This is a genomic window from Desulfocicer niacini, from assembly GCF_054657595.1.
The window spans coordinates 55787-72211 of record NZ_BAAHYK010000021.1; the positions used below are offsets into that span (position 1 = coordinate 55787).

A 16425-nucleotide genomic window follows, 5' to 3' on the forward strand; every position below is an offset into this window, starting at 1 on the left:
TTAGACGTCCGGCCCTGATTCTTTGGCCCAGAAATAACTCCATATAATTATGGCATCCTTCACATCCATGCAAAAACGCTTTACATTTTTTTGAAAAGTTATCCTCAAAATGGCAATATTGCTCTTGAAAGTTCAAAGCGGAAATGAAGCCTGCCAGAATTGTATGATATAATGTCCATAGAATGGGAATGCGCCCCATCCATAATGCTCAAAAATAGTAACAATAAAGCAAAGAATATACCGAAAAATCAAACTCGCACGCCCAAACACCTAACGCGCTTAAATAAAAAGATTATTTAATTTAAAAATCAATTTTATCAGGAAAAATAATACCTGGGCACATTCTCATTTTCTCGCTTTGATCAAACTATGATTGCCTTATCATAGTTGGCGGGACCAATGGGGTCAGACTATGTGGTATTAGAGCCTGAGTTTAAAGACAATTTTCAACAAAAGCCCCGATAACGCAAGGCTGCCCCTCTCTGATTAAGCGTGAAACCGGGAAAATAGAAATGCACCCTAATAGCTTGGCACATCACAGTGTTGATCAGCCTACAAACCATATGCTGTCTCTTAAAAATCAGAAACGCACAACATATAGGCCATTGCGATCTTGCTCAAGGCGCATTTTCAAAATTTAGTGAAGGGAAAATTTGGTGAAGGGATTGAGAAAGATGTCAGTTAATTTTACACATTGCTAATATTTCCGTCAGCCACCGATCCATGCAATCCTGGAACTTCAGGAAATAACGCCCATAAGCCAAGCATAACCCCACTAATAAACCCATTCAACCTGAATTTTCAGATCCGATGTTTACAGACGGACTGCATCTGTATATGATCAATGGGGATTGGTCATAGGAGCAATTATGCTTACTGGCAGCTGCCATGACCAAGCCCTGTAAAACCTAGACTGCAGGACGTAAAAAATGAGGCATATATGAAATTATCCTTTTTATTCTGCTGGATTATATTACTGGCATGGACACCGCCGGCCATGCCCATGGAATCCCCCGTCACAGTTGCTGCGATTTTATCCACCACCGGCATTGCTGCCCCCCATAATCGACCCCTTATCCCTCTGATTGAGCTTGCCGTGGATGAAATAAACAGCCAGGGAGGATTGCTTGGCCATCCCCTAAAGCTTATGCTGATAGACAATTACAGTACCCCCATTGGTTCAACAAAGGCCGCCCGAAAAGCCGCGGGCAGCAATGCAATTGCCGTCATCGGAGCACATTGGAGTTCCCATTCCCTGGCCATGGCCCCCCTTCTTCAACAAGCTGAGATTCCCATGATTTCCCTTTCTACAAATCCTGGCATCACACTTACAGGAAATTATATTTTCAGTATTAATTTCAATGATATCTTCCAGGGGCAAATGGTGGCAAAATTTGCAAAAGAAACCCTGGGTGCCACCAACGCAGTGGTGTTAAAAAATCTCAATGAAGTCTATTGCATGACTCTGGCAAAATACTTTAGTAAAAAATTCAAACAAATGGGGGGAACAATTCTTTTGGAAAGTGGCTATAAGGGTGATACCGTGGACTTTCAGGACATCATTTCCCGGATAAAAAACGTTCAACCAGATGTTGTCTTTATACCAGGGTATTCCAGGGACAGCGGCTTTTTTATCAGACAAACCATAAGGAACGGTCTTTACAGCATATTCATAGGCGCAGATGCATGGGATGATATACACCGTTATGCCGGGGATGCCCTGGAGGGCAGCTATTGCACCGCCGTATGGCACCCCCGGCAAAACACCCCCCAAAGCCAACATTTAAAAAACCAGTACCGACATCAATATCATTCCGATGAAATTTATTTCAGTGCAGTACCATGGTATGATGCATTCATGCTTTTAAGGGATGCCGTAAACCGTGCCCGGACTCTGGACAGAAATAAAATCCGGGAAGCTCTGGCGGCAACCCGGGGATTTCAGGGAGCCAGCGGGACCATCACATTTGACGCAAACGGTAATCCCGTTGGCAAAGAAATAGTGGTCCTAAAGTATGAGAATGGAAAACCCGTCTATCTGAAAACCATGGTTCAATAGGAGGAGAATGCTTATGGCTCCTTCCAACACATATGATCGAACCCCAAAAAATCACAAAATAAAAAAAATGATGCCCTTGTGGCTGATCATATTTTTATTTTTTTTTTCAACGCCTCCAGGCCTTACCGAGGGAGCGCCAATCAAAATTGCCGCCATTTTTTCATTCACCGGTGCGGCTGCGGGTTCCAATGCACCATCAATTAAAGGGATCAGGGTCGCCGTCAGGACGATTAATCAACGGGGGGGCGTACTGAAAAGACCCATTGAACTGGTGGAAATTGATAACCAGAGTTCTCCCATCGGTTCCAGGGTAGCAGCGGAAAAAGCAGCAAGGCTGGGTGTCACTGCCATCATCGGCTGCAACTGGAGTTCCCATTCCCTTGCCGTTGCAAAGGTGGCACAAAAAGAAGGCATTCCAATGATCAGCAATATTTCCACCCATCCGGATGTGACACGCACCGGCGACTATATTTTCCGGGCCTGTTTCACCGATGTCATCCAGAGCAGGGCCATGGCCCATTTTGCAAAGAAAACCCTGAATGCCCGCACCGGGGTTTTAATGGTGGACCTAAACAGCAATTACGGAACCATGCTGTCAGAATTATTCAAAAAAAACTTTGAAAAATCCGGTGGAAGGATATTGAGTCGCCTGGAGTATAAAAATAATTCTGATCAAAGCCATTTCCGGCACATGATTGCACGGGCCGGAGAATTAAACCCCGATGTGATCTTCATCCCGGGATTTGTGGAAAGCGGGATAATCCTGCGAGAAATGATAAAGGCTGGACTCAACACCATCCCCCTGGGAGGGGACGGATGGGGGTTTAACGATTTTTTCAAAGCCGGTGGTTCAGAATTAAAAAAAGGCTATTATTGCACCCACTGGAACCCCCAAAGCGCATCTGCACCATTGCTTGAGTATCTTTCCCACAGGCAGGACAAAACCAATGTCTGGGCTGCAGAAATCCTTGCTGTGGATGCCGTAAATCTGCTGGCCCACGCCATCAGCCTGAGCGGAAGCCCCACTGACCGTGTCAACATCAGGAAGCATCTCTCCGAAATTCATGGATTTCAAGGAATCACCGGCACCATTTCCTTTGACAAAAATGGAGATCCCATCAAGGATGTGGTAATAATGGAAATCCGTAATGGCAAACCAATTTTTCACTCACGCTTCACCTTGGATACAGATGAAGCAAAGCGATGAGTCCATCCAGGTCCCGGCTGAAAACAATCCAGTCTATGTCCCGCACTTGTCCCAAATGGTCGGTGTTGTGATCAAACCCAATTTTTCTAAAAAAGAAAAGATATGCTATGCTATGATGCCAGGACACTGTTTAAGAACGGAGAAATTCATTGAAAGTTAACAGCCTCAGGGTCAAAATCAGTGCGGCCGTCATAATGACCGGTTTTTTTATGTCACTGAGTATTGCAACAGTGATCTACCCCTTTGAAAGAGATCGTCGACAAACACGCCTGAAAAATATCCATGTGCTGTTAAGTGCCGTGTTTCATCAAAAAAAAGAACAGCTGGCCAATGAAATTTATGCCGATCAGAAAGAAGCATTGATGCTGTCCCTCAAAGAACTTCAACGCCTGAAAAAAATATCCCAGGTATTGATTTATAATCCCAAGGGGCAACTAACGGCATCCACATCACCCAGGGAGAATATCCCCAAAGGATTCACAGCAATAGATTCCAATGGTGTTGACACCATACCGGAGTTCAGCAGAGCCAGATTCCGGGAAAGCCCCTACGCGGAATTTTTTTCCCCCATTGAAGTCATAGGTATTCATGTCGGGTTCATACGAATTCTCTATGCTCTTGATGACTTTGAACAGGAATCCCAGCTGAGTCTTTTCTTTTTTGGTATATTATTTCTGGTGCTGATTCTCATCGTTATTCTCCTGAATCTGTTTTTAACCCATTCCGTCATACTGCCCACAGCCCGGCTTCGCAATGCCATGGAGCGACTTAAGAGGGAAGAGACCGATGTCCAGGTTTCCATTTCTTCCCGTGATGAAATGGGAGATATGGCAACGGCATTCAATGAGATGTCCCAGAAGCTCTATCAGCAAAGAAGGGATTTGACCGATGCCATTGCATCCAAAGACGCGTATGCCTTGAAACTTCAGGAAAGCAATGCCGCCCTTGAGCAACTCAACAGAAATCTGGAAACCAGGGTACAGGAGCGTACCTGTGAGCTCAGTGAAAGCAACCGTCGCTTACAAGAAGAAATGGATGAAAGGCGACATACCTACAGGGAAAAACGGGCCCTGGAAAAACGCCTTGATCGTTCAAAAAAAATGGAGACACTGGGATTGCTGGCAGGGGGTGTGGCCCATGATCTTAACAATGTCCTGTCCGGCATCGTCAGTTATCCGGATCTGCTTCTGCTGGATTTATTACCGGACCATCCCATGTATAACCCCATCATGACCATCAAGGAATCCGGGCAGAAAGCAGGAGCAATTGTTCAGGACCTTCTGACCCTGACACGAAGGGGCGTGGTGTGCAATGATGTGGTGAACCTGAATACCATTATATCGGAATACGCCTCCTCACCGGAGCATAAAGACTTGATGATGTTTCACAGCAATGTACACATGGAAATCCTCCTTGGGAAAAATCTGCTGAACATAAAGGGATCACCCATGCATTTAAAGAAAACACTCATGAATCTGGTATCCAATGCCGCAGAGGCCCAGCCGGAAGGGGGCAGCATCTGCGTGTCCACATCCAACCGTCATGTGGAAGTACCCATCCTTGGGTATCAGCATATCCAGAAGGGGGACTATGTGGTGCTGGAAGTTAAGGACACCGGTATGGGGATTTCAGATTTGGATCAGGAACGGATCTTTGAACCTTTTTACACAAAAAAAATCATGGGTAGAAGTGGCACAGGGCTTGGCATGGCCGTGGTATGGGGAACCATCCAGGACCACCATGGATATATCAATATTAAAAGCAAAATACATCAAGGTACCATTTTTGAACTTTTTTTCCCGGTGACCGACACATCCCGGATTCAGGAAGATAAAATCGCTTCATCCTACGCTCAAATGGGCAACCATGAAACCATACTCATCGTTGATGACATGAAAGAACAAACGGAAATGGCCCGTATGATCGTGGAGAAACTCGGCTACGCGGCGGTTATGGCCAACAGTGGTGAAGAGGCCGTCACCTATCTCACAAAGCATTTTGTGGATCTGGTCATTCTGGACATGATCATGGATCCCGGCATGGACGGGCTTGACACCTATCGAAAAATCATTGAAATGCATCCGGGTCAAAAAGCCATCATCGCTTCGGGATATGCAGAAAATGAACGGGTTAAGACCATGCAGAAATTGGGTGCGGGTACGTATATCAGAAAACCCTACACCATTGAAAAACTTGCTCAAGCCATTCATGAAGCCCTTTATCCCAAAACCGCATAAGGGTGGGAGGCCAGCTTGAAACCCATAAAGTTGTCAAAACCACAATAACACAAGCCTAACCCCATTGACCCCACAACGATGACAAACAAACCATATTGTAACCAAACCGAGAAAGTGGGAATGTGCTCTGATAATTTCAGCAGGACTTAAATGAAGACATATTGTATTTTTTAAGCAGACTATACAATCTGGTGCACCACTTTTCTTGCACTTTGAATAATCCGCTTTTTTTAACACTTCTTCTCCCCATCCTTATCCTTATCCTTATAACGCTTCCGAAGCGCATGAATAATATCCAGACGTTCAAAAAAAATATCAATAAGTTCCGGATCAAACTGAGTCCCGGCATTTGCCCGCATGGTTTCATTCACCCGATCATCGGGCCAGGCTTCTTTATAGACCCTTTTGGAGCACAGGGCATCATAAACATCTGCAATGGCAACAATGCGGCCAAACAGAGGAATTTCCTTTTCTTTTTTGCCCAGCGCTTTTCCATGGGCATCCATTTTGCCCGGCAAGGGCGTATTGGTATCATCCACATGGCCGGGATAGCCTTTGCCGTCCCAGCGTTCGTGGTGATTTAAAGCCACCTCCATGGCATCATCGTCATAGTCCGAGGCCTTGTTGATGAACACCTGTTTTCCAATGAGGGTATGGGTCTTCATGATGTCATATTCTTCGGGGGTTAGCTTGCCTGGCTTTTTAAGAATGGGATCTGAAATGCCCACCTTGCCCACATCATGGAGCATGGCGGCGATGCGCAACCGATCCCTGACCAGGTCAATCTTCTTTCGACTGTAACCCCGGCGCAGTGCCCAGCCTTCATAGATTTCCGTGGAATACGCGGCCACCCGGTTAACATGGGCACCGGTTTCCCAGGGGTCCCTGAGCTCGGCCATGAGAACCATGCGAAGCAGAATAATCCGAGTCATCTTTGCCCGTTCCAGAGCCATGGAGGCTGTGGTGGCAAAATGACACATGATTTTCTGATCTTCTCTGGAAAAAGTGGATATACAGCCCTGGGCATCCCGGGCATTGATGATCTGAAGAACGCCCAGAACATCCCCGTTAAACTGCTTTAAAGGAAAAGTAAGCATGGAGGTGGTTTTATAATCTGCCCGTTGATCAATCTCTTCATTAAAATGATAGGGCAGGCTAGGCTCTATCCGGTAAACATCATCAATATTGAGCAGTTCACCTGTCACGGCAACATACCCTGCAATACTTTCTCTATTGATTTCAATGCAAAAGGAGGAATAAATAAGTTTTTCTTCAGGTTTAACACGACTCTGGATGGTGTCGTTCTGGGTAAAAGCAATGTGAAGGCATTCTTCTTCTCTGATGTAAATAGAGCCGGCATCGGCATTGGCGACCATGCGGGCCTTGGTCAGGATATGCTCCATAAGAATGTCAAGATCCTGAACCTGACTGAGTTCTATGCTCAGGTCGGTCATCAAATTAATGCGTTCCTTTTCCGTCAACATCCTCAATTTTCCCTTTTCAGAATTTAGACACCAAACTTGCTAATGGCATAGAAGAGACCTTGGCATAAATTCAAAATTAGGTATCACATTTCAAGACCACAGAACAAGTGGTAATTTTCCCCTTTTTTCCTTGTCCTTTTTACTTTCAAATGCGTATACTTAATGAATCATTTTGTGGGATTGATCACAACATAAGCCACTAGATACAGTTTGCGGACCAACGGGGTCAGGCTCATACTATTAAACTGATGATGGCTACAAAAGAAAAGATCTCAAACCTGTCTGGCAAGATAATTGCATGCCCTGAATATAAAACACGGCATTCTTGACATCATGCCAAAATGACTTTACACGTTCAGGGGATGATTCCCGAACAAAACCTTTATTGGCCCAACAAGCATACACAAAAAAACAAATAGAGCTCCCAATAACAGCAGAATCCAATTCTGATTCTATTCTCCGCCACTTAGAAGCGGAATAAAACCTGCGGGGCAACCAACACATACAAACTTGATCAACATCAATACCAGGACCGGAATACATAACCATCTGGGGGTGTAACCATGACATCACATCTTATTATCGGTAATGGCGCAGCTGGAACAACCGCAGCGGAACAAATCCGCAAGCATGATCCCGATGCGCTTATAACCTTGATCACGCAGGAAGCACTTCCCCTGTACAGCCGCATCAGAATCCCGGAGTTCTTAAGCGGGAAAATCAAGGAAGAGGCATTAATTATCAAGGACCTCCCGTGGCATGCCCAGCGGGACATCACCCTTGTAACTGAAACAAAAGTGTCCCACGTGGACTATCAAAACAAAACCGCCATCACCACAGATGGCAGGGATTTTCCCTATGATACCCTGCTCCTGGCCACAGGAAGCAACTCCTTTGTGCCCCCTGTTAAGGGAAGCGATAAAAAAGGTGTTTTTACCCTGAGAACGGTGGCGGATGCAAGGGCTTTGGCAGATATCAGTTCCGAAGCCACAGAACTGGTACTCATCGGCGGTGGTCTTCTGGGACTTGAAGCAGCGGCGGCCATGGCCCAAAGGGACAAACATGTCACCGTGGTGGAATTTTTTGATCGGCTTCTGCCCCGGCAGCTGGATAACGAAGGTGCCGCAAGGCTCCAGGCTTTACTGGAGCAAAGAGGATTTACCTTTAAGTTGGGAGCGGTTACCGAAGAAATCACAGGTAAAGACCATGTGGAGGGGATACGTCTCAAATCAGGTGAGACACTTTTATCCCATGCCGTCTTATTTTCAGCAGGGGTGCGGTCACAATTATCCCTGGTAAAAGATTCCGGCATGGACACAGACCGAGCAATTGTGGTGAATGAACGCATGGAAACATCCCTTGCCGGTGTGTATGCCGCCGGAGATGTGGCACAATTTAAAGACGTCAACTATTGCATCTGGCCCGAGGCCGTTGAACAGGGCCGCGTGGCAGGCATCAACATGGCAGGCGGGAATGCCCTGTTTAAAAACACCCCCCCCTCCAATGTTTTAAAAGTGGCGGGCATTGCCCTTGCATCGGCCGGTGAAATTGATGTGGAAGATAAGATGACTTCTGAAGTAACCGCCAGTGAAGCTGGGTATCAAAAAATTGTAAAAGATACCCATGGCAACATCATTGGCTGTATCATGCTGGGGAACACCAGCGCATTTAACCAGATACTTAAACAGATAAAAGGAGACCAATAAAACATGGCACCACTTCAGGGAACGGAAACGGAAAAGAATCTGCTCAAAGCTTTTGCCGGGGAATCACAGGCAAGAAACCGATACACCTATTTTGCAAGCCTGGCCAAAAAGGAAGGCTATGTGCAGATGGCTCATATTTTTGAAGAAACCGCAGACCAGGAAAAAGAACATGCCAAACGACTGTTTAAATTTCTGAAAAGCGGTGAAGAAATTGAAATCACATCGGCATTTCCGGCAGGGGCATTAAAAAGCACCGTGGAAAATCTGGAGGCCTCGGCCGCCGGTGAAAACTATGAGCACACCACTATGTATCCCGAATTTGCCCAGACTGCAAAAAAAGAGGGCTTTGAGGCCATAGCAGATGTATTCATGGCCATTGCCGTTGCAGAAAAACAGCACGAAAAAAGATTTCTTGACTTAAAGGCCAACATTGAAAATGACCGGGTGTTTAAAAAGGACACAGCCGTGACATGGCGTTGCCGCAACTGCGGTTATCTCCATGAAGGCCAGGAAGCGCCGGATGCCTGCCCGGCATGTGCCCATGCAAAGGCTCATTTTGAACTTTTAGGTGAAAATTATTAATCCCTCATGAGTCATAGATTCTTATTGCGAATACCACATGTGACAAGTTCAATCTCAAAAAAACACATGATGTGGTGACAGCTTGGAGACCCTATGACTGGCGAGTTAATCCAATGACATTTTGGGGGAGGATCGGAAAACTGATAATTCCCCAATTATTAAAATCAACCATATTAAGGAGGTATCATGGCAGAAAAACTGGGTATTTACAAATGCGAAAAATGTGGCAACATTGTTGAAGTCCTGCACGGAGAAAAACCCCCGCTGAGCTGCTGCAATCAGCCCATGACACTGATGAAGGAAAATTCTGTGGACGCAGCGCAGGAAAAGCATGTACCCGTGATTGAAAAAATTGAGGGTGGCTACCTTGTCAAGGTCGGCAGTGTGGCCCACCCCATGGAAGCCAAACACTACATTGAATGGATCGAACTCAATGCCGAGGGAATGGTTTACCGTAAATTTCTCAATCCCGGAGATGCACCTGAAGCCACATTCCTCACGGATGCAACCACTGTGACTGCAAGGGAATTTTGCAATCTCCATGGCTTCTGGAAAGCCTAATCCTGTAAATACCGTTTGATTCAACCGCCGTTATCATAGGGCATTCATATACCCTGTGTTGAACGGCGGTTTATTTCAGGTAGATTTTTTCATCCAAAAAGGAATTCATCAGGGAGGTTTAAGTATGTCAGAAGAGTTAAGTGCTGGATGCACACGTCCTTCAAGTGGACCGGTGGAAGAAGCAAGGGCCGTGGCCCCCGTGGAGGCAATTAACAAACCCGTGGGAGAGGAGAAAATCATGATACAGGTAGGAAAAAAAGCCCCTGATTTCACAGCGGCGGGCTACCATAAAAACAGTTTTGTTAACGTAAAATTGTCAGAACACCTGGGTAAATGGGTGGTCCTGTGCTTTTATCCTGGTGATTTCACTTTTGTATGAGCTACTGAAATTTCAGCAGTTGCTGAAAAATATCCTGAGTTTCAGAAACTGGGAGTAGAAGTCCTTTCCATGAGCATTGACAGCATGTTTGTACATAAAATGTGGAATGATCATGAACTGTCAAAAATGGTGAAAGATGGGGTCCCTTTTCCCATGCTGTCCGATGCAGGCGGTAAGATAGGCACCATGTACGGCGTCTATGATCCCGATGCCGGCGTGGAAAACAGAGGACGTTTTCTCATTGATCCCGACGGCATCGTCCAGGGCTTTGAGGTCCTGACCCCGCCTGTGGGGCGCAATGTCAGTGAAACCATTCGACAGATCCAGGCATTCCAACTGGTCCGGGCATCCAAGGGTGGCGAAGCAACCCCCTCCGGCTGGAAACCCGGTAAAAAAGTATTGAACCCGGGCATAAATCTGGTGGGCAAGGTATGGGAAAACTGGTCAACGGACATGGCCTTTGACTGATTAGATTCACCCACCGGGCCTGCTCTTCACAAAAGCAGGCCCGACATGAGTCAACAACGCATGCCTGCCCCCACCCCAAAAGAGCCCCAGTTGTGGACAAAGACTTTGACTGTTATGGGGAGGGATCAGACTTTTTACAGATTGCATCCGATGCTAGGCAAACTGTTATCAAAAGGTAATAATAACGAACCCTTCTTCCTGGTAGCCTGCCATGCTGGCGTGGCCGGAAAGATCCTCCAGGAGCGGCATTTTCTGTTCCACTGCGGCATCCAGGGTGCCCAGTTTTTGGGCGCACGCTTTACACACACCATCAATGACGCCAGCTTCCAGGGATTTGTTCCATAGGCCATTTAACGGATTACCCGGCTTAATAAGCTCCGGCAACAGTTTCACCGAAGCCCCCTCAAGAATGACTTTTACCTCATCTCCTCTATTTTTCATCTCCAGGGCGTTTAAAAGGACATGAATAAAGCACATGGGATCCCCATTAAACACAAACAACGCATTTTTAGCCATGATATCTTCTCCTGAATTTTGGGCTTGCTCATAACATTGGCCATCCGTCACCATTGGCGGCCAACGGGGGGGGGCAGGCATATCAAGTACAGCAAATCTGCCGAGCCTGTCACGCCTGCTTTTGATCCCCGGTATCCATTAGGATATTTTATCTATACGATCCCGGAAAGCTTAGTTGCCAGAAGCCTTATATGCGCCATTTCTTCCTTGATAATATCATCCACACGTTGTTTACCAGAAGCACCTGTAACCACCTCTTTCATACCAAGGTAAAAAACGATGGAATCCTGTTCCGCCTTTATGGCAGCGGAAAGAATATCTTTCATATCATTACCGGGTTCTTCTTTCTTAAAGAAAATTTTGGTATCCGCCATGGCCTGAAGGTAAAGAACAGCTTCTCCTTCGGGATCAAACATCAGTGTCTCTTTTTCTTCTTTTTTCAGATCCGCCTGCATGGCAGCAAAGATTTTTTCGTGCTGGTCTTCCATTTCAGCCAGGGCTTTCAAAAATTTCTGCTCTTTTTCCCCGGTGACATTGGCTGCGGCTTTTCTGTAAAAAGCTGCACCGTTTACCTCAATCTGTTTTGCCATCTCAAATATTTCATCTGCACTGAAATCGTATGCCATTCAGTTGCTCCTTTTCTTGTTATTAGGAAAAAGCAGGCGCGGGGTACTGGGTACTGGATTTGGAGCACCTTACTTTTTCAGTTTTATTGTGACAAGGAAACTTGCCATCATGGTTGCGGACAGGTTTCAATGATTTTATCTGCTATTTCTTTTCCCATGGAAAAACATTTTTCCAGATCTACAGGCTCTGGCACATACTGCACCTTGAGTCCTTCATGTATTACTTCCATTTTCATGGACTCAAATTCCCGGTTGAGAATTTTCACGGCTTCCCCGCTCCAGCCATAGGAGCCAAAGGCCGCGGCCATACGATTTTGGGGACGAAGCCCCTTGATGTATGTCAACACATCTGCCACCACCGGAAATATGCCATTGTTAAGAGTGGGAGACCCCACCACAAGGGCTTTGGCATCCATGACTTCGGTCATGATATCACTTCTGTGGCATTTTCGTGTGTTCATGAGCCGTACATGCACATCCCGGGACTCAATGCCCTTGGCAACTTCTCGGGCCATGACAGCGGTACTCTTCCACATGGTATCAAAAATAATCACCGCCTTCCGGCAGCAGTTCTGTCGACTCCACTGGTCGTATTTTGCGATGATAGCACCGGGATTTTTCCGGAAGATCACCCCATGATCGGGGCAAATCATATCTATCTCAAGGCCGGATGCCTGAACAGATTCCAGAAGTCCCTGCACCTTGCTGGAATAATTAAGCAGAATGTTAGCATAATATTTTGCCGCATGATCCATGACCTTGTCACCGATCTCATCGTCAAAGGCGCAGTCTCCGGCATAATGCTGACCAAAAGCATCACTGGAAAAAAGAATTTTATCCTCTTTGGCATAGGTAAACATGCTGTCGGGCCAGTGAAGCATCCGGGTTTCCATGAATGCAAGGGTTCTTTTCCCAAGGCAGAGTTCTTCACCGTTTTCAACTGCCTGGAGATTAAGCTTGCCGGGAAAATGACTGTTCAGATTTTTAAGCCCCATCTTGGAGCAAAGCACCGTCTTATCCCTGCCAATGCGTTTCATTACGGTGGTAAGAGCACCGGAATGGTCCATTTCCGTGTGATTACTGATGACAATATCAATGTCTGCGGGATCAATAATCTTACTAATGTTGTCCAGAAGTTCCTGGGCAAACTCCTTTTTAACCGTGTCAATGAGGACATTTTTCTCATCAAGGATTAAAAAGGCATTGTAAGAAGTGCCCTCATAGGTGGAATAGCCATGGAAATCTCTAATATCCCAATCCCGGCAGCCCACAGAATAGATACCCGGTGCTATTTCAACGGGTTTAAACATTCTCAATCCTCCTTAACGTCTTAATCAAGTTTTTCAAAAAACTCTTTTTCTGCACCACACAGGGGGCATACCCAGCTGTCCGGCAGATCTTCAAAGGCAGTTCCAGGTTCAATCCCATTTTCAAAATCACCTTCGGCAGGATCATATACATAATCGCAGGGGCATTCATATTTACTCATTATTATTCTCCTTAAATATTCATTGGATTTTGTGAATTTGATCCCATTTATCCAAACAGGGGTTAAAAAGACCGACTGATACGCTGATACTATACCGGTTTTTAATCATTGTAAACCACAAGACAAAGTTTTAACCAAGTCCATAACCAATGTTAATCAATTTTTGTGCCAAATCGTTATCTTTTATGAAAAAGATCTGAAAATATTGACAAACAAGCTATCATCATATTTTAAACTTTCCGGCTTGCCTTATCACGCTGGGTCAAGTAGACTCAAATTTTATTCCAGGGGCATTTATACTGCCCACCTAGCGACGATCCATGGCACAGCGATTGTTTACTTGATGTTCAAGTGACACCTGCACAAACAATTATGTCTCATAATTATGTCTCACTCAATCCCGCCCCAGGGTAAATCCATAACGCCCCGGGATGGCCAAAACCAGACACAGATCAATCAAGGAGTTTTTATGAACAGCTGGGTATGTGAAAAATGTGGTTACAAACTGAAAGCTGACGCACCACCGGAAATCTGTCCATCATGCAAAAACAAATGCACATTCGTGGACAACGCTTGCTATACCCCCGATTGTGCCGGACAGGACCATGATCCACGGATCACAGGCAAACTATGACCGACAGGATCATGCAGCAATGCCCATGCATATAAAAAAAAGAATCCTGTATATGCTTTTTTCCGGGATGGTGCTCTGGGGGAACCTGCTGGTGGCTGACACCAGCGAACCGCCCTTGGTGGTGGGGCCTTTTTCATCTTCTCTGGCCGGAGAAGCCTTTCCACCGGGCTGGGAACCCATGGTATTTGATAAAATAAAGAATCATACCACATATACCCTGGTAAAGGAGGATGGGGTTGTGGTGATCAAAGCACACAGCAATGCATCCTCGTCAGGACTAATACACCGCATTACCATTGATCCTTTAAAGTACCCTGTGATCTCATGGCGATGGAAAACTGAAAATCTCCTGCAAAACGCCGATGTAACCCTGAAATCGGGGGATGATTATCCCGCAAGAATTTACATCACCTTTGCCTATGACGGATCAAAGGTCGGCTTTTTGGAAAAAGCAAAATTGAATGCAGCAAAACTGATTTATGGTGAATATCCCCCCATGGGGGCCATCAACTACATCTGGGACACAAAGGCTCCCGAGGGGACATCTGTGCCCAATGTTTACACAGACAAAGTGATGATGGTGGTGGTGGAAAGCGGAAGCGCCGGTTTAAACACCTGGGTTGAGGAGAAGCAAAATATCCTGGAGGATTATAGAAGGTTGTTCGGCCAGGAACCTCCCATGATTTCAGGAATTGCCATCATGACCGACACCGATAATACCGGTGAAGCAGCCACCACCTTTTATGGAGATATTATTTTTTCCAGCATTCGCGAATAACCCTCGTTCCGGGGTGCCGAGAATGTCAATGTTCCGGCAGTGCCTGAAAATACCCCCCAACACAATGTAAATATTCGATTTTGCTAAGTAAATGCTTGTACAGTGCCCCATATTCGCATGTTTGGGGCTGCGCAGCATACTAATGCTATGTGTGCAGGCCAAGACAGGTAAAGATGGGGTTCTGACCGAATATTTACAATAAAATTATCCCACCAGTTTGGTAATCTCTTTGCCGTAATCCTGGGCCATGGCGATGCCGCCTTCCAGCCAGCTGGCCTTGAGCATCAATGGAGAACCCACCATTTTCATGCCATAAATGTTGGCCATGGTATCAAAGATCCGCTGGGGCGCTTCTCCACTCCAGCCAAAGGCGCCAAATGAAGCGCCGGGAAGATCCTTCAATTGGGCTCGTTCAGCGATAAACAGCAACTGTTTCATGGAGGCGATCATTTCTCCATGGTAGGTGGCAGATCCAAAGACATAACCGTCAAATCCTTTTAAAGCCTCTTCAGACTTGATTTCATTGGCATTTTTCAGGGTGGCCCCATGCCCGGAAATACGGATACCTTCGGCAATGAGATCAGCAATTTTCTGGGTTTCTCTGGAACGTGTTGCGTAAACGATTAAAAATTCAGCCATTATCATCTCCTTATTTTTGTTGAGATAGAAACAACAATTTTTGGGTTGCTAATGCAGGGACAGTGCCCCATGTTTACTAAAAAATAGACCAGATCATACGAAGGGCCACAAAATAAAGCAGGAACGCAAAAATACGTTTCAACTTGTCCACGGGAAGCGTATGGGCAAGCTTTGCTCCTAAAGGTGCCGTACACACACTGGCAGCCACTATACCTGCAAGAGCTGTGCCCTGGATATACCCCAAGCTATAGGGTGGCAGACCCGCCACCCCCCATCCATTGAGCAGGTACCCAAGGGTTCCTGCCACGGCGATGGGAAACCCAATGGCAGAGGAGGTACCAATGGCATGACGGATGACCGTTTTATGCCACACCAGAAAGGGAACCGACAACGTCCCCCCGCCAATACCCACCAGACTGGAAAAAACGCCTATAATCCCCCCGGCACCGAACATAGCCGACGTACCAGGCATTTCACGGGTGGATTCAGGCTTGATGCCCAAAAGCATCTGGGTTCCCACATAAAGCAGGAATACGCCAAAAAAACCCTTGAGAAAATTGGTACTCAACTGGGAAGCAATCCAGGCACCCAGAAAGGTACCCACCAGAATGCCCGGGGTGATTCTAAGCACCACCGGCCACAGCACCGCACCTCTTTTATGGTGGGAGCGGACACTTGAAAGAGAGGTAAATAAAATACTGGCAAGGGACGTGCCAAGGGCCAGATGAAGGATGTGGTCATGGGCAAAACCCTGACCGGTGAACGCAAAGGTGAGCATGGGAACAATGACAAGCCCCCCGCCAATGCCCAGAAGCCCCGCCAAGACTCCGGCAACAGCCCCCAGGACAAGATAAAGAAAAATCAGTGACATTCAAAAATCTCCACGGCAGCAGACATTTCCGCCGGTGTTACAAGAGTGTTTATGCATGGAATCTGTAGTCAGAACCCACGACTGTAAATGAACTCAACTTTCGGTATTCACCTTTGGTGGTGGGGTCGGGCTTGCAGTATCGACACTGTTGTTACATTTTATTTTAAAACAGAGCCAGTTGTCAAAACG

At 46.2% G+C, this 16425-nt stretch carries 16 protein-coding genes; 9 read left to right on the plus strand and 7 right to left on the minus strand.

The window, feature by feature from the left end:
* The first annotated feature begins 940 nt into the window (after positions 1-940).
* From ACYQ2M_RS12860 to ACYQ2M_RS12870, 3 genes are all read left to right on the plus strand, one after another.
* Entirely contained in the window at positions 941-2059 is a 1119-nt protein-coding gene (locus tag ACYQ2M_RS12860; RefSeq protein WP_459916754.1) for an ABC transporter substrate-binding protein, read from the plus strand.
* A 13-nt stretch (positions 2060-2072) separates the two neighbouring features.
* Positions 2073-3266 (plus strand): ABC transporter substrate-binding protein, encoded by a 1194-nt coding sequence (locus ACYQ2M_RS12865; protein ID WP_459916755.1) that lies wholly within the window; start codon positions 2073-2075, stop codon positions 3264-3266.
* A 149-nt stretch (positions 3267-3415) separates the two neighbouring features.
* A complete protein-coding gene (locus ACYQ2M_RS12870) occupies positions 3416-5503 on the plus strand; it encodes an ATP-binding protein (RefSeq protein WP_459916756.1) in 2088 nt (695 codons plus the stop codon).
* Positions 5504-5733: 230 nt separating this feature from the next.
* Here the strand turns inward: ACYQ2M_RS12870 and ACYQ2M_RS12875 are convergent, their stop codons facing one another.
* A complete protein-coding gene (locus ACYQ2M_RS12875; protein ID WP_459916757.1) occupies positions 5734-6987 on the minus strand; it encodes a GAF and HD-GYP domain-containing protein in 1254 nt (417 codons plus the stop codon).
* Between the two features lie 563 nt (positions 6988-7550).
* On the opposite strand from ACYQ2M_RS12875, the gene ACYQ2M_RS12880 reads away from it, so the two are divergent.
* The 4 genes from ACYQ2M_RS12880 to prxU all read left to right on the plus strand — a co-directional run bounded on the left by ACYQ2M_RS12880 (position 7551) and on the right by prxU (position 10683).
* Positions 7551-8693, plus strand: a complete 1143-nt coding sequence (locus tag ACYQ2M_RS12880; RefSeq protein ID WP_459916758.1) for an NAD(P)/FAD-dependent oxidoreductase — start codon at positions 7551-7553, stop codon at positions 8691-8693.
* A gap of 3 nt (positions 8694-8696) precedes the next feature.
* Positions 8697-9275 carry a rubrerythrin gene (gene rbr, locus ACYQ2M_RS12885; RefSeq protein WP_459916759.1) on the plus strand — a complete coding sequence of 193 codons (579 nt, stop codon included), beginning with the start codon at positions 8697-8699 and terminating at the stop codon, positions 9273-9275.
* A gap of 186 nt (positions 9276-9461) precedes the next feature.
* Positions 9462-9836, plus strand: a complete 375-nt coding sequence (locus ACYQ2M_RS12890) for a desulfoferrodoxin (RefSeq protein WP_459916760.1) — start codon at positions 9462-9464, stop codon at positions 9834-9836.
* A 124-nt stretch (positions 9837-9960) separates the two neighbouring features.
* Positions 9961-10683: a thioredoxin-dependent peroxiredoxin gene (prxU, locus tag ACYQ2M_RS12895; RefSeq protein ID WP_459916761.1), complete on the plus strand. Its 723-nt coding sequence runs from the start codon at positions 9961-9963 to the stop codon at positions 10681-10683.
* 168 nt (positions 10684-10851) lie between these two features.
* Here prxU and ACYQ2M_RS12900 read toward each other — a convergent pair whose 3' ends face one another.
* From ACYQ2M_RS12900 to ACYQ2M_RS12915, 4 genes are all read right to left on the minus strand, one after another.
* A complete protein-coding gene (locus ACYQ2M_RS12900) occupies positions 10852-11199 on the minus strand; it encodes a cytoplasmic protein (RefSeq protein ID WP_459916762.1) in 348 nt (115 codons plus the stop codon).
* A gap of 152 nt (positions 11200-11351) precedes the next feature.
* A complete protein-coding gene (locus ACYQ2M_RS12905; RefSeq protein ID WP_459916763.1) occupies positions 11352-11825 on the minus strand; it encodes a ferritin-like domain-containing protein in 474 nt (157 codons plus the stop codon).
* Between the two features lie 107 nt (positions 11826-11932).
* A complete protein-coding gene (locus ACYQ2M_RS12910; RefSeq protein WP_459916764.1) occupies positions 11933-13135 on the minus strand; it encodes an FprA family A-type flavoprotein in 1203 nt (400 codons plus the stop codon).
* 20 nt (positions 13136-13155) lie between these two features.
* Complete coding sequence (locus tag ACYQ2M_RS12915) at positions 13156-13314, minus strand: rubredoxin (protein WP_459916765.1); 159 nt, start codon at positions 13312-13314, stop codon at positions 13156-13158.
* Positions 13315-13783: 469 nt separating this feature from the next.
* Here ACYQ2M_RS12915 and ACYQ2M_RS12920 point away from each other — a divergent pair, with 469 nt between their 5' ends.
* Together ACYQ2M_RS12920 and ACYQ2M_RS12925 are read left to right on the plus strand one after the other, a co-directional pair.
* A complete protein-coding gene (locus ACYQ2M_RS12920) occupies positions 13784-13948 on the plus strand; it encodes a rubredoxin-like domain-containing protein (RefSeq protein WP_459916766.1) in 165 nt (54 codons plus the stop codon).
* On the plus strand, positions 13920-14726 hold the full coding sequence (locus ACYQ2M_RS12925) for a DUF3047 domain-containing protein (RefSeq protein ID WP_459916767.1): 807 nt from the start codon (positions 13920-13922) through the stop codon (positions 14724-14726). The genes ACYQ2M_RS12920 and ACYQ2M_RS12925 overlap by 29 nt, the downstream gene beginning before the upstream one ends.
* A 204-nt stretch (positions 14727-14930) precedes the next feature.
* On the opposite strand, the gene ACYQ2M_RS12930 is transcribed toward ACYQ2M_RS12925, so the two are convergent.
* Together ACYQ2M_RS12930 and ACYQ2M_RS12935 are read right to left on the minus strand one after the other, a co-directional pair.
* Positions 14931-15365 (minus strand): flavodoxin domain-containing protein, encoded by a 435-nt coding sequence (locus ACYQ2M_RS12930; RefSeq protein ID WP_459916768.1) that lies wholly within the window; start codon positions 15363-15365, stop codon positions 14931-14933.
* Positions 15366-15441: 76 nt separating this feature from the next.
* A complete protein-coding gene (locus tag ACYQ2M_RS12935) occupies positions 15442-16236 on the minus strand; it encodes a sulfite exporter TauE/SafE family protein (RefSeq protein ID WP_459916769.1) in 795 nt (264 codons plus the stop codon).
* Between the last annotated feature and the right edge of the window lie 189 nt (positions 16237-16425).

Coding starts and splice junctions, on each gene's coding strand:
- ACYQ2M_RS12860 (WP_459916754.1), top strand. CDS start 941: ATGAAATTATCCTTTTTATTCTGCTGGATTATATTACTGGCATGGACA.
- ACYQ2M_RS12865 (WP_459916755.1), top strand. CDS start 2,073: ATGGCTCCTTCCAACACATATGATCGAACCCCAAAAAATCACAAAATA.
- ACYQ2M_RS12875 (WP_459916757.1), bottom strand. CDS start 6,987: ATGTTGACGGAAAAGGAACGCATTAATTTGATGACCGACCTGAGCATA.
- ACYQ2M_RS12880 (WP_459916758.1), top strand. CDS start 7,551: ATGACATCACATCTTATTATCGGTAATGGCGCAGCTGGAACAACCGCA.
- rbr (WP_459916759.1), top strand. CDS start 8,697: ATGGCACCACTTCAGGGAACGGAAACGGAAAAGAATCTGCTCAAAGCT.
- ACYQ2M_RS12890 (WP_459916760.1), top strand. CDS start 9,462: ATGGCAGAAAAACTGGGTATTTACAAATGCGAAAAATGTGGCAACATT.
- ACYQ2M_RS12900 (WP_459916762.1), bottom strand. CDS start 11,199: ATGGCTAAAAATGCGTTGTTTGTGTTTAATGGGGATCCCATGTGCTTT.
- ACYQ2M_RS12905 (WP_459916763.1), bottom strand. CDS start 11,825: ATGGCATACGATTTCAGTGCAGATGAAATATTTGAGATGGCAAAACAG.
- ACYQ2M_RS12910 (WP_459916764.1), bottom strand. CDS start 13,135: ATGTTTAAACCCGTTGAAATAGCACCGGGTATCTATTCTGTGGGCTGC.
- ACYQ2M_RS12915 (WP_459916765.1), bottom strand. CDS start 13,314: ATGAGTAAATATGAATGCCCCTGCGATTATGTATATGATCCTGCCGAA.
- ACYQ2M_RS12920 (WP_459916766.1), top strand. CDS start 13,784: ATGAACAGCTGGGTATGTGAAAAATGTGGTTACAAACTGAAAGCTGAC.
- ACYQ2M_RS12925 (WP_459916767.1), top strand. CDS start 13,920: ATGATCCACGGATCACAGGCAAACTATGACCGACAGGATCATGCAGCA.
- ACYQ2M_RS12930 (WP_459916768.1), bottom strand. CDS start 15,365: ATGGCTGAATTTTTAATCGTTTACGCAACACGTTCCAGAGAAACCCAG.
- ACYQ2M_RS12935 (WP_459916769.1), bottom strand. CDS start 16,236: ATGTCACTGATTTTTCTTTATCTTGTCCTGGGGGCTGTTGCCGGAGTC.